The organism is Nocardiopsis alba (genome assembly GCF_000710955.1).
Classification (GTDB): domain Bacteria; phylum Actinomycetota; class Actinomycetes; order Streptosporangiales; family Streptosporangiaceae; genus Nocardiopsis; species Nocardiopsis alba.
In genome coordinates this window covers 26,623-48,093 of sequence record NZ_BAZE01000016.1, presented here as the reverse complement: position 1 = coordinate 48,093, position 21,471 = coordinate 26,623, and the positions used below count along the sequence as shown (strand labels likewise).

Annotated in this window: 20 protein-coding genes and 1 pseudogene; 16 read left to right on the top strand and 5 right to left on the bottom strand. The window is 71.4% G+C overall.

All coding sequences use genetic code 11. The features are described from left to right. Positions 1-53: 53 nt before the first annotated feature. Positions 54-1,526: a serine hydrolase domain-containing protein gene (locus tag TR33_RS23805; RefSeq protein ID WP_042285656.1), complete on the top strand. Its 1,473-nt coding sequence runs from the start codon at positions 54-56 to the stop codon at positions 1,524-1,526. Here TR33_RS23805 and TR33_RS23800 read toward each other — a convergent pair. Next, entirely contained in the window at positions 1,478-2,284 is an 807-nt protein-coding gene (locus TR33_RS23800; RefSeq protein WP_042285654.1) for a sulfite exporter TauE/SafE family protein, read from the bottom strand. The genes TR33_RS23805 and TR33_RS23800 overlap by 49 nt on opposite strands. Before the next feature lie 92 nt (positions 2,285-2,376). On the opposite strand from TR33_RS23800, the gene TR33_RS23795 reads away from it, so the two are divergent. Then, entirely contained in the window at positions 2,377-3,156 is a 780-nt protein-coding gene (locus tag TR33_RS23795; protein ID WP_042285652.1) for an AraC family transcriptional regulator, read from the top strand. A 57-nt stretch (positions 3,157-3,213) separates the two neighbouring features. Here the strand turns inward: TR33_RS23795 and paaK are convergent, their stop codons facing one another. After that, positions 3,214-4,572 carry a phenylacetate--CoA ligase PaaK gene (paaK, locus tag TR33_RS23790; RefSeq protein WP_042285651.1) on the bottom strand — a complete coding sequence of 453 codons (1,359 nt, stop codon included), beginning with the start codon at positions 4,570-4,572 and terminating at the stop codon, positions 3,214-3,216. Between the two features lie 243 nt (positions 4,573-4,815). Here paaK and TR33_RS23785 point away from each other — a divergent pair, with 243 nt between their 5' ends. The 10 genes from TR33_RS23785 (at position 4,816) to paaI (ending at position 12,873) form a co-directional block, all read left to right on the top strand. Beyond that, positions 4,816-6,051, top strand: a complete 1,236-nt coding sequence (locus TR33_RS23785; protein ID WP_017535194.1) for a thiolase family protein — start codon at positions 4,816-4,818, stop codon at positions 6,049-6,051. A 26-nt stretch (positions 6,052-6,077) separates the two neighbouring features. Continuing rightward, on the top strand, positions 6,078-6,821 hold the full coding sequence (locus tag TR33_RS23780; protein WP_014912975.1) for an enoyl-CoA hydratase/isomerase family protein: 744 nt from the start codon (positions 6,078-6,080) through the stop codon (positions 6,819-6,821). Continuing rightward, positions 6,818-7,705 carry a 3-hydroxyacyl-CoA dehydrogenase family protein gene (locus tag TR33_RS23775; protein ID WP_017535195.1) on the top strand — a complete coding sequence of 296 codons (888 nt, stop codon included), beginning with the start codon at positions 6,818-6,820 and terminating at the stop codon, positions 7,703-7,705. The genes TR33_RS23780 and TR33_RS23775 overlap by 4 nt, the downstream gene beginning before the upstream one ends. Further along, positions 7,702-8,490: an enoyl-CoA hydratase/isomerase family protein gene (locus TR33_RS23770; protein WP_017535196.1), complete on the top strand. Its 789-nt coding sequence runs from the start codon at positions 7,702-7,704 to the stop codon at positions 8,488-8,490. Before TR33_RS23775 ends, TR33_RS23770 begins: the two co-directional genes overlap by 4 nt. A gap of 164 nt (positions 8,491-8,654) precedes the next feature. Then, a complete protein-coding gene (paaA, locus tag TR33_RS23765; protein WP_017535197.1) occupies positions 8,655-9,629 on the top strand; it encodes a 1,2-phenylacetyl-CoA epoxidase subunit PaaA in 975 nt (324 codons plus the stop codon). Beyond that, entirely contained in the window at positions 9,626-9,934 is a 309-nt protein-coding gene (gene paaB, locus TR33_RS23760) for a 1,2-phenylacetyl-CoA epoxidase subunit PaaB (RefSeq protein WP_014909376.1), read from the top strand. The genes paaA and paaB overlap by 4 nt, the downstream gene beginning before the upstream one ends. Before the next feature lie 23 nt (positions 9,935-9,957). Continuing rightward, positions 9,958-10,836: a 1,2-phenylacetyl-CoA epoxidase subunit PaaC gene (gene paaC / locus TR33_RS23755; RefSeq protein ID WP_042285649.1), complete on the top strand. Its 879-nt coding sequence runs from the start codon at positions 9,958-9,960 to the stop codon at positions 10,834-10,836. Beyond that, positions 10,830-11,351, top strand: a complete 522-nt coding sequence (gene paaD / locus TR33_RS23750) for a 1,2-phenylacetyl-CoA epoxidase subunit PaaD (protein WP_042285646.1) — start codon at positions 10,830-10,832, stop codon at positions 11,349-11,351. Before paaC ends, paaD begins: the two co-directional genes overlap by 7 nt. Before the next feature lie 2 nt (positions 11,352-11,353). Beyond that, positions 11,354-12,457, top strand: a complete 1,104-nt coding sequence (paaE, locus tag TR33_RS23745) for a 1,2-phenylacetyl-CoA epoxidase subunit PaaE (protein WP_042285645.1) — start codon at positions 11,354-11,356, stop codon at positions 12,455-12,457. Next, entirely contained in the window at positions 12,454-12,873 is a 420-nt protein-coding gene (gene paaI, locus TR33_RS23740; protein ID WP_042285643.1) for a hydroxyphenylacetyl-CoA thioesterase PaaI, read from the top strand. The genes paaE and paaI overlap by 4 nt, the downstream gene beginning before the upstream one ends. 69 nt (positions 12,874-12,942) lie before the next feature. On the opposite strand, the gene TR33_RS23735 is transcribed toward paaI, so the two are convergent. Both TR33_RS23735 and TR33_RS23730 read right to left on the bottom strand, forming a co-directional pair. Then, the gene (locus tag TR33_RS23735; protein ID WP_042285640.1) at positions 12,943-14,130 is read right to left on the bottom strand and encodes an MFS transporter; all 1,188 of its coding nucleotides are present in this window, start codon (positions 14,128-14,130) and stop codon (positions 12,943-12,945) included. A 267-nt stretch (positions 14,131-14,397) separates the two neighbouring features. Continuing rightward, positions 14,398-15,429 (bottom strand): LacI family DNA-binding transcriptional regulator, encoded by a 1,032-nt coding sequence (locus TR33_RS23730; protein ID WP_042285637.1) that lies wholly within the window; start codon positions 15,427-15,429, stop codon positions 14,398-14,400. 147 nt (positions 15,430-15,576) lie between these two features. Here TR33_RS23730 and TR33_RS23725 point away from each other — a divergent pair, with 147 nt between their 5' ends. Beyond that, a complete protein-coding gene (locus tag TR33_RS23725; protein WP_042285635.1) occupies positions 15,577-17,925 on the top strand; it encodes a serine/threonine-protein kinase in 2,349 nt (782 codons plus the stop codon). Between the two features lie 724 nt (positions 17,926-18,649). Continuing rightward, positions 18,650-19,077: pseudogene (locus TR33_RS27320) on the top strand (ADP-ribosylation/crystallin J1). Positions 19,078-19,176: 99 nt separating this feature from the next. On the opposite strand, the gene TR33_RS23715 reads toward TR33_RS27320, so the two are convergent. Next, entirely contained in the window at positions 19,177-19,392 is a 216-nt protein-coding gene (locus TR33_RS23715; RefSeq protein WP_014909645.1) for a hypothetical protein, read from the bottom strand. A 261-nt stretch (positions 19,393-19,653) separates the two neighbouring features. Between TR33_RS23715 and TR33_RS23710 the strand changes: the two genes are divergently transcribed. Next, complete coding sequence (locus TR33_RS23710) at positions 19,654-20,757, top strand: LLM class flavin-dependent oxidoreductase (protein WP_014911891.1); 1,104 nt, start codon at positions 19,654-19,656, stop codon at positions 20,755-20,757. Then, entirely contained in the window at positions 20,754-21,371 is a 618-nt protein-coding gene (locus TR33_RS23705; RefSeq protein WP_014911478.1) for an FMN reductase, read from the top strand. The genes TR33_RS23710 and TR33_RS23705 overlap by 4 nt, the downstream gene beginning before the upstream one ends. Positions 21,372-21,471 lie beyond the last annotated feature (100 nt).

The following is a 21,471-nucleotide window of genomic DNA, read 5'->3' as shown; positions in this document are numbered from 1 at the left end:
TGGCCAGGGGGGCGAGGAGAGCCCCTGACCGGGTCCGAACGAGGGGAGACGTCTTGTCCGACGGTTCGAGCACACCCATCGACATCGAGTACTGGCGCGAGCGGTTGGCCGTTCTCGCGGGACGGCACGGGGTGCCCGGGGCTCAGCTGGGGATCGTGCGGACCCCCGGTCCGGATCGGCCGGCCGCGAGGGTGGAGGCGGCCCATGGGGTGCTCGACGTCGCGACCGGCCACGCGGTCGACACCGGATCGGTGTTCCAGATCGGTTCGATCACCAAGGTCTGGACCGCCACGGTGGTCATGGGCCTGGTGGAGGAGGGGCTGCTGTCGCTCGACACCTCCGTCGCCGAGGCGGTTCCCGAGGCCTTCCCCGACGACCCCGGGCGCGCCGCCCCGATCACCGTGGGGAGACTGCTCGACCACACGAGCGGGATCGACGGAGACCTGTTCACCGACACGGGAAGGGGCGATGACGCCCTGGAACGGTACGTGGGCACGCTGGCCGAGGCGGCCACGATCCACCCGCCGGGGGCCGGGTTCTCCTACTGCAACTCGGGGTTCGTCCTGCTGGGACGGATCATCGAGAAGGCGACCGGGCTGACCTGGGACGAGGCGATGCGGGAGCGGCTGTTCGCCCCTCTGGGGCTGACTCGCGCGGGCACCCTGCCCGAGGAGGCGATCCCGCACGGGGCGGCCATGGGGCACGTGCGCGGGTACCCCGACCCGGAGCGCGCTCCGGTATGGGGGCTGCCCCGGTCCATGGGGCCGGCGGGCGGCGTCACCGCCAACGCCGGAGACCTCCTGCGTTTCGCCGAGGCGCACCTGCGCGGGGGCCGTACCGACTCCGGGGAGCGGATCCTGTCGGAGGAGACGGTCGAGATGATGACCCGGTCGCGGGTGACGCTGCCCGACCCCTACACCCTGGGGGACTCCTGGGGGCTGGGCTGGATCCGCTACGGGTGGGGCGGGCGGCGTCTGGTGGGGCACGACGGCAACACCATCGGCCAGTCGGCCTTCCTGCGGCTGTTGCCCGACGCCGGGATCGCGGTGGCCCTGCTGACCAACGGCGGTCGGGCCAGGGACCTGTACCAGGAGCTGTACGGAGAGGTGTTCGAGAGGGTGGCCGGGATGCGGGTTCCGGCGCCGCCCGCCCCCGACCACGATCCCGAGGACCTGAGCGAAGAGGATCGCGCCTCCGTCTCCGAGGTGTACGAGAACACCTCCCAACGCCTGGAGGTCCTGGGGCGCGACGGCGCTCGACGGGGACTGCGCGTGATCGACCTGGGAGCGTTGGGCGGGGTGGACCCCGACCCGGTCGCGGAACACCCGCTGACCCCGATCGACGACGGGCTCTACGTGTTCCGGGCGAAGGAGCGGTGGACCTGGACCCCGGTCACCTTCCACACCCTGGCGACGGGGGAGCGCCACCTCCACCTCGGCGGGCGCGCGGTGCCCGAGGCCGGCGGGGAGGGCACGGATCAGATCAGCAGCACCGCGACCAGAACGACGCCCAACAGAGCCACGTAGGCCACCGCGTGGGCCCGGTCGGGGATACGCCTCAGGTGGCGTCGGGTCAGGGCGATGGTGGGCAGGGAACCGGCCAACAGCAGCGCCCCGGTCACCAGGTCGACCGAGCCCAGATGGCCCTGACCGACCCCGGCCCCGGCGGTGCCCCACAGGGCGTAGACCAGGGTCCCCACCAGGGCCACCGGCACGGTGAGCGGGTTGGCCGCCGCCGTGGCCTCGGCCATGGACAGGCCGCGGCGTCGGAGCAGGGGGACGGTCATGACGCTGCCGCCCACGCCCAGGAAACCGGTGACCGCGCCGATGCCCACCCCGATCACCCGGGTCGGCCCCCGTCTCAAGGGGGCGGGGTCCACGTCCGTGGCACGGGTGAGGAACCCCTTGCGGAGCAGGCTGTCGACGATGGTGGCGGCCAGGTAGACGACGAACAACACGTGCTGGACGGCACCGCCGACCACGGTGGCGATCAGGGCGCCCCCGGCCGTGCCCAGACCGATGTAGGCGCCCAAGGGCCACAGGAGGTCGCGGCGCAGCCGACCGGCCCGGTACTGGGCCAGGGTGGCGCTCAGGGAGTTGACCACCATCACGGCGGTGGAGGTGGCCACGGCCACGGCCATGGCGTCCACACCGGGTTCGGCGCGGGCCAGGGTGAAGGCGTAGACGACCGGCACGGTCACGAAACCGCCGCCGAAACCGAACACGATCGTGGTGACGCCGGTCAGACAGCCCAGGGCCAGGAGCGTCAGGGTCGAGGAGAGCACCCGCACCACGCTAGAAGCGCCGGGGCCGGCGCGCATTCGGGCGGACGACAGGAACGATCGCGCAGCGGACATCTCGGGTAGCGTCGGTACCCGTGCGCAACATCCACGTCGACGAGGTGGACGACATCGACCGGCCGGTCCTGGCGATCGGCACCGACTACCCGCCCGGTTTCGTGCTGGCCCGCCACCGACACCGGCGGGCCCAGTTCCTGTACGGGGTCACCGGCGTGATGCGGGTGGTCGCCGAGGACGGCGCGTGGACGGTCCCTCCGCAGCGCGCGGTGCTGATCCCGGCGGGGGTGGACCACCAGGTCACGATGGAGGGTGTGAGCACCCGCAGCCTGTACCTCGAACCGGCCGCGGTCCCCTGGTTCCCCGAACACTGCCGGGTGGTGGAGGTCTCGCCGCTGCTGCGGGCCCTGGTCTCGGCCGCGGTCGACGTCGATCCGCGCCACGAACGGCACGGCAGGGACGCGACCCTCATGGAGCTGGTCCTGCACGAGCTGAGGGGGTTGGTGCCCCTGCCGCTGGATCTGCCGTTGCCGCGCCACGAGGGGTTGCGCGCGCTGTGCGAGGAGTTCCTGGAGGCGCCCGACGTGCACGATCCGCTCGCGCGGTGGGCGCGGGCGCTCCACGTCGGCGAGCGCACGGTGAACCGTCTCTTCCGGGCCGAGGTCGGGATGGGGTTCGCGCAGTGGCGGCGTCGGGCCTGCGTTCTGCGTTCCCTGCCGCCCCTGGCCCGAGGGGAGAGGGTCACCCGCGTGGCAGCCGATCTGGGGTACGACAGTCCCGCCGCCTTCTCGGCGGCCTTCTCCCGGATGATGGGCACCTCGCCCAGGGGGTATCGCGCCGCGGCCTCGGGAGCGGGGTGAGGCCGTCCGTTCCCGCGCCCATGGCCGGGGCGGCGCGGGAACGGACGACGGGGCCGGTCAGTCGCGGGGGCGTCGGTCGATGACGCGGCGGAACTTGCCGACGGAGCGTTCGATCCGTTCGGGGTCGACGACCTCCACGGTCACGCTGACCCCGACCCGGTCCTTGACGGTCGCGGTGATCTCCCGGCACAGGGCCACACGCCGGTCGGCCGTGCAGTCCGGGGCGGCCTCCACGCGTACCTCCATCCGGTCCAGACGGCCCTCCTTGGTCAGGACCAGCTGGAAGTGGGGGGCGAGCCCGTCCAGGCCGAGCACGATCTCCTCGATCTGGGTGGGGAAGACGTTCACGCCGCGCAGGATGATCATGTCGTCGCTGCGGCCGGTGACCTTGTCCATGCGGCGCATGGGGCGGGCGGTGCCCGGACGCAGGGTGGTCAGGTCACGGGTGCGGTAGCGGATGACCGGCATGGCCTGCTTGGTCAGGGAGGTGAAGACCAACTCGCCGTTCTCGCCGTCCGGCAGCGCCTCCCGGGTGATCGGGTCCAGCACCTCGGGATAGAAGTGGTCCTCCCAGATGTGCAGTCCGTCCTTGGTCTCCACGCACTCGTTGGCCACGCCGGGGCCCATGACCTCGGACAACCCGTAGATGTCCACGGCGTTGATGTCGAAGCGCTCCTCGATCTCCAGACGCATCCGCTCGGTCCACGGTTCGGCGCCGAAGATCCCGATTCTCAGCGAGGTGCTCCGCGGGTCGATGCCCTGGCGTTCGAACTCGTCCAGCAGCGTCAGCATGTAGCTGGGCGTGACCATGATGATCTCGGGGCGGAAGTCCTGGATGAGCTGCACCTGCTTGGCGGTCTGGCCGCCGGAGGCGGGGATGACCGTGCAGCCGAGCCGCTCCGCGCCGTAGTGGGCGCCCAGGCCGCCGGTGAACAGGCCGTAACCGTAGGAGACGTGGACCTTGTCCCCGGGCCGGCCGCCCGCGGCGCGGATGGAACGGGCGACGACGTCGGCCCAGACGTCGATGTCCTCCTTGGTGTAGCCGACCACGGTGGGCTTGCCGGTGGTGCCGCTGGAGGCGTGGATCCGGCTGACCCGTTCCTGGGGGACGGCGAACATCCCGAAGGGGTAGTTGGCCCGCAGATCGTCCTTGGTGGTGTGGGGGAAGAGGGCCAGGTCCTCCAGCGTCCGGAGGTCCTCGGGGCGGACACCCGCCTCGTCGAACCTGCGCCGGTACAGGGGCACGTTGGTGTAGGCGTGCTCCAACGTCCGACGCAGACGGTCGAACTGGAGGGCGCGGAGTTCGTCGACGCTCATGCGTTCGGCCGGGTCCAGGGTCCCGGGCTCGGGCGTCGGCCCCAGACGCCTCCGGAGTTCGGTACCGGCCGAATGAGTGGTGGTGTCCTGGCTTGCCATGGGCCTCTCCGGGTACGGTGCGCGGTGTGTCGCCGGGCCGGGCGCGGGGGCGGGTCTTCGGCGTCGTCGCGCGATGGCGGATCGTGGTCGGCCTTCGAGAGGGAGGGTCGACTTGCTTACTGACCGAACGTTCGGTTACTAATGCATTTACTCAGTCTCCGACCCGCGGTGTCAAGGAGAAGTGTCGATGAGTTCACACCCCGCGGTGGCCCACGCCACCGCCCTCGAAACAGGAGGCCGTACGTGAGCGACGTCTACGTGGTCGACGGGGTTCGCACCCCTCAGGGCCGTTACGGGGGCGCCCTGGCGTCCGTCCGCCCCGACGATCTCGCCGCCCGGGTCGTCTCCGAGGTGGTCCGCCGGACCGGCGTGCCGGGCGAGGCCGTCGACGAGGTGATCCTCGGCGCCGCCAACCAGGCGGGGGAGGACAACCGCAACGTGGCGCGCATGGCGGCCCTGCTCGGTGGACTCGACCCCTCGGTGCCCGGCTACACCGTCAACCGTCTGTGCGCCAGCGGCCTGACCGCCGTCGCCTCCGCCGCCCAGGCCGTCCGCGCCGGTGACGCCGACATCGTGGTCGCCGGCGGTGTGGAGTCGATGACCCGGGCCCCCTGGGTCATGGCCAAGCCCGGAACCCCCTGGGCCAAGCCCGGCGAGGTCGCCGACACCTCCCTGGGCTGGCGTTTCACCAACCCCCGCTTCGCCGAGGCCGACGCCCGCGTCCCGGACGACGCCTCCCCCGAGGACCTGCGCTACACCCTGTCGATGGGGGAGACGGCGGAGGAGGTCGCGACCCTTGAGGGGCTGACCCGCGAGGAGTGCGACGCCTTCGCTCTGCGCAGCCACGAAAGGGCCCTGGCCGCCGCCGCGGCCGGTCGCTTCGACGGCGAGATCGTCCCGGTCACCGTGCACGGACGCAAGGGCGCCACCCACGAGGTCACCGCCGACGAGGGGCCGCGAGCCGGCTCCACCATGGAGGGGCTGGCCCGCCTGCGGCCGGTCTTCCGCCAGGGCGGGATCGTCACCGCGGGCAACTCCTCCTCGCTCTCCGACGGAGCCTCGGCCCTGCTGTTGGCCGGCGCCGAGGCCGTACGCCGGTACGGTCTCACCCCTCGGGCACGGGTGGTCGCCTCGGCCTCGGCCGGGGTCGCCCCCCAGATCATGGGACTGGGCCCGGTCCCCGCCGTCGAGAAGGTCCTGGACCGCTCCGGTTGGACGTTGGACGAGATCGGCGCGGTGGAGCTCAACGAGGCCTTCGCCGCCCAGTCCCTGGGGGTGATGCGTCGCCTGGGGCTGAAGGAGGAGCGGGTCAACGCCGACGGCGGCGCCATCGCCCTGGGCCACCCGCTGGGGTCCTCGGGCTCCCGTGTCCTGGTCACCCTGATCAACCGCATGGAGCGCGAGGACGCCCGTCGTGGTCTGGCCACCCTGTGCGTGGGCGTGGGCCAGGGCGTGGCGCTGACGGTGGAGCGCGTGTGAACGGCGCTAGGGAGAACGGAGCCGGCGTGGACGAGGACTTCGAGACCCTCCGGGTCGAGCGGCGAGAGGACCGGACGGTGGTCGAGCTGTACCGCCCCGAGGCCCGCAACGCCATCAACGCGCGGATGATCGCCGAGCTGCACCGGGTGTGCGCCGAACTGGAGGAGGCCCCCCGGCCGCTGCTGCTGACCGGGCACGGAACGGTCTTCGCCGGGGGAGCCGACATCGCGGAACTGCGCGAACGCGGCCGTGACGAGGCCCTGGCCGGGATCAACAGCCGCCTGTTCGAACGCCTGCACCGTCTGCGCGCGCCCACGGTGGCCGCGATCGACGGGTGGGCGCTGGGCGGCGGGGCCGAGCTCTCCTACGCCTGCGACATCCGGATCGCCACCCCCGAGGCGGTCTTCGCCCAGCCCGAGCCGGGGCTGGGGATCATCGCGGGGGCCGGCGCCTGCTGGCGGCTCAAGGAGTTGGTGGGCGTCTCGGTGGCCAAACAGGTGCTGTTGGGCGGCATGCGTTTGGACGCCGAGGCCGCGCTGCGTCATGGCCTGGTCGCCCGGATCGTGCCCTCGGAGGAACTGCGCGAGAGCGCCCACGCCCTGTTGGACCGGATGGCCGCCTCCTCCGCGACGGCCCTGCGGATGACCAAGATGGTCCTGGACGCCGACGGTCCCCACCCGTTGGCCGACGACCTGACACAGGCGGTGCTCTTCGAGAGCGCCGACAAGCACGAGCGGATGACCCGTTTCCTGGAGAGGAAGAAGCGTTGACCTCCGAGATCTCCCCTCAGGGCGTGCCCGAGGTCGTGGCCGTCGTCGGCGGCGGCACGATGGGCGCCGGTATCGTCCAGCAGTTCCTCACCACCGGTTCCCGGGTGGTGTTGGCCGAGGTCACCGCCGAGGCGGCCGAGGCCGGACGCGGACGTGTCGTGGCCGGGTTGGAACGGGCTCGTGAGCGCGGCAGGATCGACGCCGAACCCGCCTCCTACCTGGCCCGACTGGACACCGTCACCGATGTGGCCGACCTGCCCTCCGACGTCGGACTCGTCGTCGAGGCCGTCCCCGAGCGGCCCGACCTCAAGATCGCGGTGCTGGTCGCGGCCGAGGCGGCCGTGGGGCCCGACACCGTCCTGGCCTCCAACACCAGCTCGCTGTCGGTCACCGACCTGGCCGCCGCGCTGAGCCGCCCCGGCCGCTTCCTGGGCACCCACTTCTTCAACCCGGTCCCGGCCTCCCGGCTGGTGGAGCTGGTCACCGCGCCCGAGACCGATCCGGAGGTCCTGGAGACGGTGCGCGGTTGGGTGACGGCCCTGGGCAAGACCGAGATCGTGGTGCGCGACTCCCCGGGCTTCGCCACCAGCCGGCTGGGCGTCATGCTGGGCCTGGAGGCCATCCGCATGGTGGAGGAGGGGGTCGCCTCCCCCGCCGACATCGACACCGCCATGGAGTTGGGCTACCGCCATCCGATGGGGCCGCTCAAGCTCACCGACCTGGTCGGACTCGACGTGCGCCTGGCCATCGCCGAGCATCTGGCCGCCGAACTGGGGGACCGGTTCTCGCCGCCGGACCTCCTGCGTCGTAAGGTCGCCGAGGGCAGGCTCGGCCGCAAGAGCGGCGAGGGCTTTCATACCTGGGACAAGGGAGACAAGGCGTGAGTGACGCGCAGGCGGTGGAGTTCACCGAGGCCGACGGGGTGGCCACGATCCGGCTGAATCGGCCGGCTCTGACCCGGCGGGTCAAGGAGGAGTTGCTGGTCGCGGTGCGAAGCGCCGCGGAGTCCACCACCGCGCGGGCGGTGCTGTTCCTGGGGTCGGACAAGGCGTTCTGCGTGGGCCAGGACCTGGTCGAGCACGCCCGGATCCTGGAGGAGACCCCCGAACAGGCGCTGTCCACGGTGCGCGAGCACTACAACCCGGTCGTGCTCGGTCTGGAGAGCGTCCAGGTCCCGGTCGTGGTCGGGATCGGCGGGGCCTGCGTGGGCGCCGGGCTGGGGCTGGCCCTGGCCGGTGACGTCCGGGTGGCCGCGCGCAGGGCCAAGCTGGGGACCGCCTTCACCGGGATCGGCCTGGCCTCGGACTCGGGGCTGGCGCTGCGTCTGGTGCGCGCGCTCGGTCAGGCGCGCGCCATGGAGCTGATGCTGCTGGGCACCATGCTCACGGCGGACCGCGCGTTGGAGCTGGGTCTGGTCACCGAGGTGGTGGACGACGCGGACTGGGAGACACGCGCCCGTGAGGTCGCGGTCGGTCTGGCCTCGGGCCCCACGGCGGCGTTCGTCGCGGCCAAGCACGAGGTGCGGGCGGCGGCCGAGGGCCAGAGCGACCTGCCCGAGCTCCTGGAGGAGGAGGCCGACCTCCAGAACCGGCTCGGCGTCACCGAGGACCACGTCGGCGCGGTGCGCTCCTTCCTGAACAAGGAGAAGCCGACCTTCACCGGCCGGTAGGAACACGCGGTGCGCGCCGCACGGACGGCGCGCACCGCCTCCGCCCGAGGAGGTCCTCACCGGGGGTGACGGGTGAAACCGCCGGGGAGGGGCTTGCGTCGGGCGGGCGGATCCGGAGATACTAATTACTGACCGAACGTTCGGTTATGAATGGGGAATGATCAATGTCGACCACGGCCCAGGAGGCGTCACCCGGCGCCGACGAGGCTCTCCAAGCGCACTTCGACGCCAGGATCGCGGCCAACCGGCGGATCGAACCGCGTGACTGGATGCCCGAGGCCTACCGCAGGACCCTCGTTCGCCAGGTCTCCCAGCACGCCCACTCCGAGATCATCGGCATGCAGCCCGAAGGGGACTGGATCGCGTCCGCGCCCAGCCTGCGGCGCAAGGCGATCCTGCTGGCCAAGGTGCAGGACGAGGCCGGACACGGCCTGTACCTGTACGCGGCGGCCGAGACCCTCGGCGTGGACCGCGCCGACCTCACCGAGAGGCTGATCGAGGGCCGTCAGAAGTACTCCTCGATCTTCAACTACCCCTCGCTCGGCTACGCCGACGTCGGCGTGATCGGCTGGCTGGTCGACGGCGCCGCGATCTGCAACCAGGTCCCGCTCTGCCGCACCTCCTACGGCCCCTACGCCCGCGCCATGGTGCGCATCTGCAAGGAGGAGTCCTTCCACCAGCGGCAGGGCTACGAGCTGCTCATGCGCATGATGGAGGGCACCGAGGGGCAGCGGGCCATGGTCCAGGACGCCGTCGACCGCTGGTGGTGGCCGTCCCTGATGATGTTCGGCCCGCCCGACGCCGACTCGCCCAACACCCGACGCTCCATGGACTGGGGCATCAAGATCGACACCAACGACGAGCTCCGGCAGAAGTTCGTCGATATGACCGTCCCCCAGGCGGAGAAGCTGGGCGTCACCCTGCCCGACCCCGAACTGTCCTGGAACGACGAACGCGGACACTACGACTTCGGCACGCCCGACTGGGACGAGCTCAAGCGGGTCATCTCCGGAGACGGTCCCAAGAACGCCGAACGCGTCGCACGCCGCCGGGCCGCCCACGAGAAGGGCGCCTGGGTACGCGAGGCCGCCACCGCCTACGCGGCCAAACGACGTAACACCGAGGAGGTCACGGTATGAGTGATCGGACCACGGGCCCGGCCCGCCCCGAATGGCCCCTCTACGAGGTCTTCGTGCGCGGCAAGCGCGGCCTGAACCACGTGCACGTGGGCTCCCTGCACGCCCCGGACGACGAGATGGCCCTGCACAACGCCCGCAACCTCTACACCCGGCGCAACGAGGGCGTGAGCATCTGGGTCGTGCCGGCCGACGCCGTCACCGCCTCCAGCCCGGACGAGAAGGACCCCTACTTCGAGCCCAGCGGCGACAAGGTCTACCGGCACCCGACCTTCTATCCCATCCCCGAGGACGTCCCGCACATCTAGCGGTAAGGCTGCAAAGGAAGCACATGAGCGGCGACAACATCTTCACCGGCCTGGTCGAGGAGCACGACGGCGACGCCCGCTGGGCCTTCGGCACCGGCTTCACCGAGGCGCTCGCGGGTGTGGACACCACCCTGCCCGAGGGCGTGGACGGCCCGGCCCTGGCGGAGTACTGCCAGATGCTCGGCGACGACGCCCTCGTCCAGGCGCAACGGCTCGTCCACTGGGTGACCGACGCCCCCGAACTGGAGGAGGAGGTGGCCCTGGCCAACATCGCCCTCGACCTGTTGGGCCAGGCCCGCCTGCTGCTGGCCCGCGCCGGCCAGGCCGACGGCACCGGACGGGACGAGGACGCCTTCGCCTACCGTCGGGACGCCTCGGAGTTCCGCAACGTGCGCCTGACCGAGGCCCCGCGCGGCGACTTCGCCCGCTGTATCGTCACGCTCCTCGTGCTCTCCTCCTGGCGTCTGGCCCTGTTCACCCGACTGGCGCACAGCGTGGACCCGGTTCTGGCCGCCATCGCCGCCAAGGGCGTCAACGAACTGGCCTACCACCGCGAGTACGCCGTCTCCTGGGCGCTGCGCCTGGGGGACGGCACCCCCTACTCCCACGAGCGCATGCGCGCGGCGGTCGCCGACGTGTGGCCGCTGACCGGCGAGCTCTTCGCCGCCCACCCGGTGGAGACCTCCCTGGCCGGACTCGGGGCGGGCGTGGACCCGGCCTCGGTCCGAGAGGAGGTCCGCGAGGTGCTCGACCAGGTCCTGACCGCCGCCACCCTGGACGCCCCCGGAGCCTTCCCCGACGGGGAGGTCTCCGGACGCGAGGGGCGGCATACCGACGAGCTGGCGCCCCTGGTGGAGGAACTCCAGCGGGTGGCGCGCGAACACCCGGAGGCGACATGGTGACCACCACGCCGAACGAGACGCGGCGACGGGCCTGGGAGGCGGCCGCCGCGGTCACCGACCCCGAACTCCCCATGCTCACCCTCGCCGACCTGGGCATCCTGCGCGAGGTCGAGGTCTCGGAGAAGGGCGCCGTGGCGGTGTGGATCACCCCCACCTACTCGGGCTGTCCCGCGTTGGCCGAGATGCGCGTGGACGTGGACCGCGCCCTGCGCGCGGTCGGGTTCGACGACGTCGAGGTGCGCACCGCCCTCTCCCCGGCCTGGACCACCGACTGGATCACCGAGGAGGGTCGGCGCAAGCTCACCGAACACGGGATCTCGGCGCCCGGCCGCGCCCCCGCCCGCCCCTCGGGGCCGGTGCCCCTGACCCTGCTGCCCACCCGGACCGCGCCGCGCTGTCCGCGCTGCGCGACGGCCGACACCGAGGAACTGTCCCGCTTCGGTTCGACCTCCTGCAAGTCGCTGCACCGCTGCCGGTCCTGCCTCGAACCGTTCGAGCACGTCAAGGAGATCTGACCGTGACCACACCCGTCACCGAGACCGCCCCCGCCGCCGCGCGCGGCCGGGCCGCGTTCCACCGGCTGCGCGTGGCCTCCGTCGAGCGCCTGTGCGAGGACGCCGTCGCGGTCGCCTTCGACGTCCCCGAGCACCTGGCCGAGGTGTTCGACTTCGCTGCGGGACAGTCCCTGACCCTGCGCCGCGAGGTCGACGGCGTGGAGGAGCGTCGCAGCTACTCCATCTGCGCCCCGGTCGGAGAGGCGCCCCGCGTCGGGGTCCGCCTGGTCGCCGACGGCCTCTTCTCCACCTGGCTGGTCCGCGAGGTTCGCCCCGGCGACGAGATCGAGGTGGGCGTGCCCACCGGCCGTTTCAGCCCCGACCTGACCGTGGCCGCGCGCCACGTGCTGGTGGCCGCCGGCTCCGGCATCACTCCGATGCTGTCCATGGCCGCCTCGCTGCTGCGCCGTACCGGCTCCCACGTCACCCTGCTCTACGGCAACCGCCGCAGCGACACCGTGATGTTCGCCGACGAGCTGGCCGACCTCAAGGACGTCTTCGGGCCGCGCCTGGAGCTGGTCCACGTCCTGTCCCGGGAGCCGCGCGAGTCCGAACTGCTCACCGGGCGGTTGGACGCCGAGAAGCTGGCGGCGCTGTTGTCCACCATCGTGGCCCCCGACGCGGTCGACCACTGGTGGCTGTGCGGCCCCTACGGGATGGTCACCGACGCGCGGAGGGTCCTGGCCGAACATGGGGTGGACGGCGCACGGGTCCACCAGGAGCTGTTCTTCGTGGAGGGCGCCGAGCCGCCGCCCCAGGCCCGGCACGAGGACCCCGAGGTCGAAGGCCCCTCCAGCGAGGTCACCGTCGTCCTGGACGGCCGCACCACCACCCTGACCCTGCCCCGGGGGGTGCCGGTCCTGGACGCCGCCCAGCGTTACCGCCCCGACCTGCCCTTCGCCTGCAAGGGCGGTGTCTGCGGTACCTGTCGGGTGAAGGTGTGCGACGGCGAGGTCGCGATGCGCCGCAACTACGCGCTCACCCCCGCCGAGGTCGAGGCCGGGTACGCGTTGGCCTGCCAGTCCCTGCCCGAGACCGACACCCTGACCGTGGACTTCGACTCATGAGCGACGAACGGGCGCCCGAGGCGCGCAACGAGACCGCCTGGCGGATGTTCGAGGCCGACAAGGCCTCCCGGAACCTGGGCATGCGGCTGCTCGAGGCCGGAGAGGGCACCGCCGTCGTGGAGATGACCGTGGGGCCGCTCATGGTCAACGGCCACGCCATCGCCCACGGAGGGTTCGTGTTCACCCTCGCCGACACCGCCTTCGCCTGCGCCTGCAACGTGGAGGGCGGCGGGGTGACCGTCGCGGCGGGGGGCGACATCACCTTCGTGACCTCCGCCCGTGAGGGCGACGTCCTGGTGGCCACCGCCGTGGAACGGGTCGTTTACGGTCGCAGTGGCGTCTACGACGTCACCGTCAGGAGGGGCGAGGAGGTCGTCGCCGAGTTCCGGGGACGCAGCCGTACCCTCTCCCGATGAGGCGGAGATGAGAGGGGCCGGGGCGGCATGCCCCGGCCCCTCGTTCCGTCGAACGCGGCGTCGCCGTACTCAGCCCACGCGGGCGGGCTCCTCGGCCGGGGCGCCGTCCGACGTGGGGGAGCGGTCGATGAGACCGGCCGTCACCGCGATCCCCAGACCGACCACGGCCAGGACCGCGCCGATCGCGGCGGGGGAGGCGTAGCCCAGCCCCATCGCGATGCCCACGCCGCCCACCCAGGCGCCTCCGGCGTTGGCCAGGTTGAAGGCCGAGTGGTTGGAGGCCGAGGCCAGACTCGGCGCCGCGCCCGCACGGCTCATCACCAGCACCTGGAGCGGGGCCGTCACGCCGAACCCGACGGCGCCCAGCACCACCACGCCGATCGCCGCCGTCCAGGGGTTGTGCACGGCGAGGGTGAACAGGGCCAGCACGGCGGCCAGGGCCGCCAACGAACCGTAGATGGTGGGTCGCAGCCACCGGTCGGCCAACGGGCCCACCACGAGCGACCCCAGGGTCATCCCCACCCCGAACAGCGCCAGCACCACGGGTACGGCGGTGGTGGGCATGCCCGCCAGTTCGGTCATCATCGGCGAGATGTAGCTGTAGACGGCGAAGACCCCCGCGAACCCGAACACCGCGGTGAGCAGGCCCAGCACGACCTGGGAGCGGGCCAGGGCGGAGAACTCCCCGCGCAGCCCGCCGCTGGTGGCGATCGAGACGTGCGGTACCCAGCGGGCCACGCCGAGCAGGGTCAGCGCCGCGATCCCGGCCACCACCAGGAACGCGGTGCGCCAACCGGTGAGCTGGCCCAGAAGGGTTCCGGCGGGCACCCCCACGATGTTGGCGATGGTCAGGCCCAACATCACCCGCGCCACGGCGGTGGCCCGGCGGGCGGGGCCGGCCAGATGGGCGGCGACCAGGGCGGCCACCCCGAGGTAGGCGCCGTGCGGCAGTCCGGCCAGGAAGCGGGAGGCCAGGACCAGAGTGTGCGAGGGGGCGATCACGGTGAGCAGGTTGCCCAGCAGGAAGACGCCCATGAACAACAGCAGGGCGGTCTTGCGGGGCAGACGTGTGCTCAGCGCGGTGAGCAGGGGAGCGCCCACCACCACGCCCAGGGCGTAGGCGGAGATCAGATGCCCCGCGGTGGGGATGGGGATCCCGAGGTCGGCGGCGACCTCGGGGAGCAGCCCCATGATCACGAATTCCGTGGTCCCGATGGCGAAGGCCCCGAGGGCCAGGGCGAGGAGGGCCAAGGGCATGGCGATTGCCCCTTTCCAGGAGGTGGACGGCGGCAGGAGAAGGCGAGGTGTGCTTCGAGGTGGTGGGGAGGTGTGAGCGGCACCGGAGGTCCGGTGGTGCCGAGAGGACCGTGCCGGCCGTCGTGTACGGGATCCGGACAGGGTGATTTAGCACGTGCTAAATCAAGGATGACACCCGTGCCCGAGGTTTTCCAACGATCGGCCGCGTGATCTGGCTCGCGTCGCCCCCACCACCCCGCGCCGGCGGCACGGAAGGCCCCGCTCGACTCAGGTGCGCGGGGGAGCGGTGCTCTCCCGTACGGTGAGCGTGGTCGGTAGCAACACGTGAGTGCTCTCGATCCTTCCCCGCTCCAGACGCTCCGCGACCGCTTCGAGGGTCGCCTCGGCGATCCGCTCCACGTCCTGACGGACCGAGGTCAGACTCAGAAACGAGAGCCGGGCGGCGCGACTGTCGTCGTACCCCACCACGGAGACCTCGCCGGGCACGGAACGGCCCGCGCGGACCAGCGTCTCCAGAAGACCCCGCGCGGACTGGTCGTTGCAGCACACCACGGCCGTGGGCAGGACGTCCCGATCCAGGAACACGCGCGCGGCCCGGGCCCCGGCCTCCTCGGTGTAGGCGCCCGGGACCAGGTCCACGTACGCGTCCAGCCCGTGCTCGCGCATGCCCTCCAGATATCCGGCCCGGCGCTCGGGCGCGCTGGGCAGCCCGCCACCGTCCACGTGGGCGATGCTCCGGTGGCCCAAGGAGACCAGGTGGTCGACGGCCAGCCGGACCCCGGACACGGCGTCGGTGCGGACGCTGTCGGTCCCGGCCGAGTCGGTGCGCTGACCGATCTCCACCACCGGCACCCGACGCGCCACCTCGGCCAGATCCTCCGGGGCCTGGGCCGACATCCCGATCAGCACCAGCGCCTCGCAGCGCAACCCCACGAGCTCGTCGATCGCCTGACGTTCGGTGCGGTTGGCGAGCATCGCGCTCAGGGCCAGGCCGTAGCCGAGCCGCGCCGCCGCCGGATACAGGGCCTCGACCAGATCGGCGTCCATCGGATGCTCCATGGTGAAGAGCACCCCCACCTGACGACTACGGGCACGGCGCAGCAACTGGGCGGCGGTGTCGGCGCGGTAGCCGAGCTCCTCGGCGGCGCGCAGTACACGTTCGCGGGTGGCCGCGCTCGGACCGGGCCGGTCGCCCAGGACCAGGGAGACCAACTGGCGGGAGACCCCCAGGCGCGCCGCCACGTCGGCCATCGTCGGCCGCCCCCCGGACGCCCCACCGTCCCCGCCGTCGCTCGTCATCGTGGCCCCCTCTCACGCAGGCGCATCGTATCGTCGCGGACGCCCGCCCCGCCGGTGGACCGACCCGAGAACCTTCGGATCCCTCGGGGCGTCAGAAGCTCCGAGCGGACGTTCACCGCGCGCATCCCATCTCCTCGAAGGGCCCCGATGTCCACATCCCCTATGCTCGCCCAACCGCCCGTCGGGCTGTCACCGTTGAAGGAGGACGATCCGACCGACATCGGTCCCTACCGATTGGTGGGGAGGATCGGCGCCGGAGGTATGGGCGCCGTCTACGGCGCCCTGGACACCTATGGCCGGTGCGTGGCGGTCAAGACCGTGCACGCCCGCTTCGCCCGACGGCCCGAGTTCCGTGAGGCCTTCGCGCACGAGGTCGCGATGTTGGCCCGGGTCGACGGGGTCGGTACCGCTCGGCTGCACGCCCATGACACCGAGGCGGAGGTGCCGTGGTTGGCCTTCGACCACGTGCCCGGTCGGGACCTGCGTGCCCATGTGCGCGAGTTCGGTCCGTTGGAGGGCGAGATGCTGCGCGTGTTCGCCCTGGGTATGGCGGAGGGGCTCTCGGCCCTGCACACGGCGGGGGTGGCCCACCGCGACGTCAAACCGGGCAACGTGATCCTGGCGCCGGACGGGCCGAAACTCGTGGACTTCGGTATCGCGGTCGAGATCGGCACCGAACGTTCCGAGGATGCCTCGGCCTCCTATGGAACGCCGGGGTGGACCGCGCCCGAACGCTACACCGGTGCCGCCGCCGATCCGGCCGCCGACGTGTTCGCCTGGGGCGGGCTGGTCACGTTGGCCGCCACGCGGAGGGCTCCGTTCGGCACCGGCGACGCCGATGAACTGGCGCGCCGCGTGAGCACGGGGGAGTACGACGTCACCGGGGTGCCCGAAGAGCTGAGGGCACTGGTCGAGGCCTCGTTGTCGGTGGATCCGGGGTCGAGGCCGACGTCGGTGGAGCTGGTCGAGGCTCTGCTGCCCGAATCCGACGATGGGGGCATGGGCCCGGTGTCGACCGCCGACACCCTGCGTCGCATGCTCCGCGACTACTGGCGCGGGGTGGACGCGGCCGGACACGACCCGGCCCGCTGGGCGGCCTGGCTCGGCGGGGCCTCCGCCGTCGGGTTGGGGGCCGTGGGAACGCTGGGCGGTGTCGTGGGGGCCGGTGGCGCGACGGCTGGAGGGGCCGCGGGCTCCGCCGCCGGCGCGACGGCCGCCGGGAGCGGGGGCACGGTCGCCTCCGGTGCGTCGTCGTCGGGGGCCGCTGCCGGGGCTTTCGGTGGGGGATCCTCCTCCGGCGGTGTCCTGGGCGGCCTGGCCGGCTCCAAGGCGGCGATGATCGGTGCCGGCGCGCTCGCCGCGGCCGGTGTGGCGGCGGGCGGTTTCGTGGTCTACGACCTGGTGAGCGACTCTCCCGCGGACCTGGTGGCCTCGGCCGCCACGATGGTGGAGGAGAGCGCCGGATTCACCGCCACGGTGGAGCGCACCCCGGTGGACGGTGGCGAGACGGTGACCGAGGAGTACCTGTACTCGGCGGACGGGGAGAGTTTCCTGATCCGGGGGGCGGCCATGGGCCCGGGCACCACGGCCGTGGCCTCCCATCAGGGCGAACTGTACGTGTACGCGTCACACGAGGAGGACCTCGGACTGTGGCAGGACTCGCCTCAGGAGTTGTGGACGGATGGTGAGTCCATCTCCCTCGACTTCGGTGAGGAGGGGGACCACGGACTGTGGCGGAATTCGTCCCGGCCCCTGGGATCCGACGTCGAGATGAGCGCGGAGATCCTTTCTCCCGCCCTGGTCACCGGGCCGCTGCGGACTCTCGCCGGATCGGGAGAGGTCGAGGCCGTGGAAGGGCGGGAGAGGGTCTACGAGGGCTCCACGGTGCTGGAGCTTCTGGAGGCGGGTGAACTCGTGGAGCGGGAGGCGACCGGACGTGTCGGGCTCGACGAGGAAGGCGCACCGATCTGGGTCGAGTACATGAGCGACGGATGGGAGACACGGGTCGACTTCGAAGAGATCGGTGGCGGGGTGGTGCTGGAGGACCCTCAAGTGTGGGCGGCCGAGAACGACGGGTTCGGTTGGGCCGTGGTGCGGGCTCCGATCTGTGGAACCGTGCGTCTGCCGGGCTGGGCGGCGGACCGGGACGCGGAGAAGGTGTGGGACGTCCAGGCCAGCGGTTGGGACGTGGACTGCGATTACGCGATGGAGGTGGCGGCGTTGAGGGAGGACTCGAGCCGGGACCCGGAACGGTTCGAAGGACTGTACGGGGCCAGAGGCGGTATGGGCGGCATCACGCAGTACGACGGCAGGGTGGCATGCGGCCTTTTCTGGGAATCGGTGATCGATGACGACGGCTTCTCCATCCCCTCCTACGCGTACGGCCCCTGCCAGGAGTCCGAGGTGCTGTCCCGGGAGGACCTGAGCGAGTTCTACACGGTGTCCGAGGTCGAGTTCGGTCCGGTGACCCTGATCGACTTCCACCAACGGGCCTGACCGTGACGGTACGAAGGCCGGGAAGGTCCCTCTCTCCGCCGTGGTGACGGTCGGAGAAGGGCCGGTATCGGAGCGGTGCGCGCACGGCCGGTGAACGGTCCGGGCGGGGCGCGGTCGATCGGGGGCTCTTCGGCCTACCTCGTGCGGCCTCGGACCGCCGGGCGGAGAGGGTTCGGGACGGGGAAAGACGAAGCGGGGGCGCGCCCTGAGGCGCACCCCCGCCGGGTCCGGCCGGATTCCACGTCCCCCAACGTGGAACCGGCCACGCGGCCCGCGCACCGAGTGCGGTGGGGCCGCTGGGAAGCGAATACGGTGATGGCTCCGTGTCGGAAACCCCCATTTACGACACGGACACTCGTATTCGCCAGGTCTGGCCGGGTCCCACGTCCCCCAACGTAGGACCCGACCGCGCGGCCTGCGCACTGAGTGCGGTCTGGCCGCTGGGAAGGCGGGCGCGGCGAAGATATCGTGTCGGAAACCCCCATTGCCGACACGAACGCTCGCGCCCGCGCATGGTCTCGAAGATGATGTTCGAAGCCTCTCACAGACCTTGGTGGGTGGGTCGGGGTCGGTCCGGGGTGCTTCACCTGTGAGAACGCTTCGTATGGGACAGGTGTTCCCGCGCGTTGGAACGAATTCACGTGTCCACCGGTAAAAACCGGGTGTTGAACGGGGCACGCGCCGCCCATCCTCATGGGTCGACCCATGAGGACGGGAGGAGACCATGTCCGACACGACCACCCTTTGGCGCCCCACCGGGCCCGAGGAACTCGCGCTGGTCGGGGATTCCGGTCGGCGGGCCTGGCCGCCGCGTCTTCCGGAGCAGCCGATCTTCTATCCCGTCCTGAACGGGGACCACGCCGTTCGGATCGCGCGGGAGTGGAACCTGCCACGTGACGGGGAGGGGCATGTCACCCGCTTCCGCATGGACCCCGTCTTCGTCGCCCGTTACCCGGTCAGGCGGGCGGAAGGACCATCCTGGAGTTGTGGGTGCCCGCGGAGGAACCACCGGAGTTCAACGCCCATCTGCGCGGTCCGATCGAGTCGGTGCGCTCCTTCCTGCCCGGGGACCGATCGGAGGGTCGTTCGTCTCCGCCCTCGCGCGCGTACGCGCGGGGTGAAGGGGTGAACAAGGGACGTCGATCGGTCTGACCGCCTCGGTCCGCGCTCGTGAGGGACATGGTCGGTCGAGGGGTCGGCGTGCGCGAGGCACACCGGCCCCTTTCCGTGCTCTCTTCGACTACCGGCGGGTCATGGTCTGTCGGGTTCCGGGGAACGTTCCAGAAGGGTGTCCAGGACCTCTCCCAGCGCGTCGGCGAGCACGACCGGTTCGCGCCGTGCGGCCTCGCGGGCGCGGTCGGCGCTCGTCGGGGGACGCGGGGCCGGGATCAGCGGCCTCGGCTCGGCCTCGCGCGGGTGAGGGGTGGGGTGGTGGGGCTTCCGTCGGGGTTCGAGGGTTGTGGCCATGGGGGTGTCGGGCGGGCTCTGGACGCCGCGCCCTCCTCCTTTTCCTCGCTCGTTCGGCCTCTGCCGGCCCACGTGACGGTGTCGGTGCCTGCCCTACCAGAGATAACACGTCAGAGTGACATTCGGTGGATACGGAGCGTGCCTGTGGATGAACACGGGCTCTCCGGGGCGCGGAGGAATAACCGTCTTGCGTCCTGGGTTCCGCATGATAGTTTCGGAGAAAACATTTTCCTGGGAAGCTACTTCGATCGGGGAACGGCCATGCAGTTCGGAATCTTCACGGTCAGTGACGTCACGACCGACCCCACCACGGGGCGTACGCCCACCGAGCGTGAGCGCATCAAGGCGATGGTCGCCATCGCGCTGAAGGCCGAGGAGGTGGGCCTGGACGTCTTCGCCACCGGCGAGCACCACAACCCGCCGTTCGTGGCCTCCTCGCCCACGACCATGCTCGGTTACATCGCCGCCCGGACCGAGAAGCTGATCCTGTCCACGTCCACCACGCTGATCACCACCAACGACCCTGTTCGTTTGGCTGAGGAATACGCGATGCTCCAGCACCTGGCCGACGGCCGGGTGGACCTGATGATGGGACGCGGCAACACGGGTCCGGTCTACCCCTGGTTCGGTCAGGACATCCGTCAGGGCATCCCTCTGGCGCTGGAGAACTACAACCTCCTGCACCGGCTCTGGCGCGAGGACGTGGTCGACTGGGAGGGCAAGTTCCGTACCCCGTTGCAGGGCTTCACCTCCACGCCTCGCCCGATGGACGACGTGCCCCCGTTCGTGTGGCACGGTTCGATCCGCAGTCCGGAGATCGCGGAGCAGGCCGCCTACTACGGTGACGGCTTCTTCCACAACAACATCTTCTGGCCCTCCACCCACACCAGGAAGCTCATCTCCCTGTACCGTCGCCGTTTCGAGCACTACGGCCATGGTCGGGCGGACCAGGCCATCGTCGGTCTGGGAGGTCAGGTGTTCATGCGCAAGAACTCCCAGGACGCGGTGAAGGAGTTCCGTCCCTACTTCGACAACGCGCCGGTCTACGGCGGCGGCCCCTCCCTGGAGGAGTTCACCCGCGAGACCCCGCTGACCGTGGGCAGCCCCCAGGAGGTCATCGACCGTACCCTGGGCTTCCGGGAGACGTTCGGCGACTACCAGCGTCAGCTCTTCCTGATGGACCACGCGGGCCTGCCGCTCAAGACCGTGCTGGAGCAGCTCGACATCCTGGGCGAGGAGGTCGTTCCGGTCCTGCGTCGGGAGTTCGCCGCCAAGAAGCCCGACCACGTTCCCGACGCGCCCACCCACGCCTCGCTCCTGGCAGCCAAGGAGCGGGCCGCCACGAACACGGAGGACGACCGATGACCCGGAAGCTGGTGACCGTCACCGCCGGCCTGAGCAACCCTTCCTCGACCCGGTTGCTCGCCGACCGGCTGACCAACGCCACCGAGGAGGCCCTGGCCGAACGGGGCGAGACGGTGGACGTCCGTGTCGTGGAACTGCGCGAGGTCGCCCACGACATCATGAACGCCATGACCACGCGGGTACCCACCGGCGACCTGTCCGGGATCCTGAAGGACATGGACGAGGCCGACGCGGTCATCGCGGTGACCCCGGTCTTCAACGCCTCCTACAGCGGTCTGTTCAAGTCGTTCTTCGACGTGGTCGAGCCGGGGACCTTGGACGGCACCCCGGTCCTGGCCGCCGCCACCGGCGGCAGCCCGCGCCACTCCCTGGTGCTGGAGCACGCCCTGCGGCCCATGTTCTCCTACAGCCGCGCGGTCGTGGTGCCCACGGGCGTCTACGCCGCGTCGGAGGACTGGGGCGCGGGGGAGAGCGGCGGCCGTGAGCTGTCCGAGCGCATCGCCCGGGCGGCCCGCCAGCTGGCGCTGCTGGCCACCGAGCACTCCGCGAAGACCGAGGACCCCTACGAGGAGCCCACGCCCTTCGCCGATCTGATGTCCGGTCTGGGGACCTGACCCGGCCCCGATCCGTATCCCCGTGCCCTGCACTGCGCACCCCGCGTTGTGCGGGGCACAACTTTGCGCGCACTCCCTTATGTCCCGTTCGGGCGTCTCC

What these genes read in the sequence shown, in the direction of transcription:
- TR33_RS23715 (WP_014909645.1), bottom strand. Translation starts at nt 19,392, where the DNA reads ATGGCCACAACCCTCGAACCCCGACGGAAGCCCCACCACCCCACCCCT.
- paaC (WP_042285649.1), top strand. Translation starts at nt 9,958, where the DNA reads ATGAGCGGCGACAACATCTTCACCGGCCTGGTCGAGGAGCACGACGGC.
- paaA (WP_017535197.1), top strand. Translation starts at nt 8,655, where the DNA reads ATGTCGACCACGGCCCAGGAGGCGTCACCCGGCGCCGACGAGGCTCTC.
- paaB (WP_014909376.1), top strand. Translation starts at nt 9,626, where the DNA reads ATGAGTGATCGGACCACGGGCCCGGCCCGCCCCGAATGGCCCCTCTAC.
- paaI (WP_042285643.1), top strand. Translation starts at nt 12,454, where the DNA reads ATGAGCGACGAACGGGCGCCCGAGGCGCGCAACGAGACCGCCTGGCGG.
- TR33_RS23735 (WP_042285640.1), bottom strand. Translation starts at nt 14,130, where the DNA reads ATGCCCTTGGCCCTCCTCGCCCTGGCCCTCGGGGCCTTCGCCATCGGG.
- paaD (WP_042285646.1), top strand. Translation starts at nt 10,830, where the DNA reads ATGGTGACCACCACGCCGAACGAGACGCGGCGACGGGCCTGGGAGGCG.
- TR33_RS23705 (WP_014911478.1), top strand. Translation starts at nt 20,754, where the DNA reads ATGACCCGGAAGCTGGTGACCGTCACCGCCGGCCTGAGCAACCCTTCC.
- paaK (WP_042285651.1), bottom strand. Translation starts at nt 4,572, where the DNA reads ATGGCAAGCCAGGACACCACCACTCATTCGGCCGGTACCGAACTCCGG.
- TR33_RS23725 (WP_042285635.1), top strand. Translation starts at nt 15,577, where the DNA reads ATGTCCACATCCCCTATGCTCGCCCAACCGCCCGTCGGGCTGTCACCG.
- TR33_RS23730 (WP_042285637.1), bottom strand. Translation starts at nt 15,429, where the DNA reads ATGACGAGCGACGGCGGGGACGGTGGGGCGTCCGGGGGGCGGCCGACG.
- TR33_RS23710 (WP_014911891.1), top strand. Translation starts at nt 19,654, where the DNA reads ATGCAGTTCGGAATCTTCACGGTCAGTGACGTCACGACCGACCCCACC.